The 1,110-nt window shown below is 65.8% G+C and carries 2 protein-coding genes; both read left to right on the top strand.

Annotated elements, in window-relative coordinates; all coding sequences use genetic code 11:
* Positions 1-97, top strand: a 97-nt coding sequence (locus tag FJ980_RS33480) for an acetone carboxylase subunit gamma (protein WP_281406366.1), incomplete at its 5' end; no start/stop codon positions are given.
* A gap of 124 nt (positions 98-221) precedes the next feature.
* Positions 222-1,049 (top strand): SDR family NAD(P)-dependent oxidoreductase, encoded by an 828-nt coding sequence (locus FJ980_RS33475; protein WP_140547651.1) that lies wholly within the window; start codon positions 222-224, stop codon positions 1,047-1,049.
* Positions 1,050-1,110: the final 61 nt, after the last annotated feature.

Genomic DNA, 1,110 nt, shown 5'->3' with positions numbered 1-1,110 from the left:
GGGTTATCCCATCGTGCATGATTTCGAACCCGACCTGGAAGGTTTCTACCGCGACTGGCTGGGCAAGCCGCTCGAGCCGATGGACAAGGGAAGCTGATGCCAAGGACACAAGTTTCGTCACCGGCTTCGAAACGGGCTTCGATCGAGGTTATGTTGGCCTATGAAGTTCAAATCCTCTCGGGACTGATGGACCGTCCCGTGCCGTGCGGAGGCCATGCCCGATGACAAACCTTTCCGGCCGCGGCGCAATCGTCACCGGTGGCTTCTCCGGAATGGGCCTGGCGATTGCCACGGCATTGGCGCAGGCCGGCGCCAATGTCGCCGTCGGTTCCTATGTCGCACCTGGCGGCGTGGAGAGATCCGACGCCGCCTACTATCCCGGCGCTGACGAGATAGAGCGCGTGCGTTCGGCTCTCGGCGCGCATGGAACGAGGATTTACGCCGCCCATCTTGACGTGCGCGACACCGACGTCACGAACCGTTTCGCGGCCGACGCCGAGGCGGCGGTGGGTCCTGTCGACATCCTGGTCAACGCCGCCGGCACCACGGCCGAGCAGCCGGTCTGCGGCCATTCCGACGCGCTGTGGTACAAGATCGTCGACACCAATCTCACCGGCGCCTTCCGCGCCACCCGCGCTGTGCTGCCCGGCATGATCGAGCGCGGCTGGGGCCGCATCGTCAACATCGGCTCGACCGCCGCCTCGGTCGGCTGGAAGGACAATCCCGCTTACTGCGCCTCCAAGGCCGGTCTCCTCGGCCTCACCCGTTGCGTGGCGCTCGAAGGGGCGGCGCATGGCGTCACCTGCGTCATGATCAGCCCGACCTGGGTCGAGACCGAACTGATGCGCCGCAACGTGGCGCAGGTCGTCGAGCGCGAGGGCAAGGGCCGCACGGCCGAGGACGCGATGGCCGAGATCGCCAGGGGCAGCCCCCAGCAGCGCATTCTCCAGCCGCAGGAGATCGCGGCGCTGGCCGTGTTCCGCTGCTCGGATATGGCCAAGGGCATTACCATGGATAACATACAGGTCACCGGCGGAGCACTTTGGTAGCGCGCACGGCTGTTTGCGGGCCTCGATGGAGAGGCCGGCAATGGAAAGAGAAGTCCGATCC

This window comes from Mesorhizobium sp. B1-1-5 (assembly GCF_006443065.1).
Classification (GTDB): domain Bacteria; phylum Pseudomonadota; class Alphaproteobacteria; order Rhizobiales; family Rhizobiaceae; genus Mesorhizobium.
This window is presented reverse-complemented; position numbering and strand designations above follow the sequence as displayed.